The organism is Mesorhizobium sp. M1A.T.Ca.IN.004.03.1.1, from assembly GCF_003997555.1.
In the GTDB taxonomy this organism is placed as follows: Bacteria; Pseudomonadota; Alphaproteobacteria; order Rhizobiales; family Rhizobiaceae; genus Mesorhizobium.
Genome location: NZ_RZTV01000224.1, coordinates 1 through 278, shown reverse-complemented (window position 1 = coordinate 278; position 278 = coordinate 1). Strand labels below are relative to the sequence as shown.

1 protein-coding gene is annotated in these 278 nt (G+C 48.2%); it reads left to right on the top strand.

Features of this window, described 5'->3' with window-relative positions; all coding sequences use genetic code 11:
• Positions 1-43 precede the first annotated feature (43 nt).
• A partial coding sequence (locus EOD29_RS36605) for a hypothetical protein (RefSeq protein ID WP_206520539.1) occupies positions 44-278 on the top strand: 235 nt, incomplete at its 3' end.

Sequence of the window (278 nt, the reverse complement as noted above, 5' to 3'; positions counted from 1 at the left end):
TGACATACCTGTAGTTCTATGGTCAACCGTAGATGATTGCGGTATGCAGAACAACGAGAAGGAAGCCTTGGACTTCCAGATACGGATAGATACGGGGACTAACGCTGCATCGGTAGCCTTCCATCGGGATGGTAGCGCAACGGCTAGTGACACACAGAGTGTTACTAAGGCAGGTTCAGCTATTTACCAGTACGGCATAAGCGACATATCCCACTTCAGGCAGTTCCAATTCAGGGTTACAGGTAACTTCTCTACGTTTAAGTGGTTGGAGTATTCGC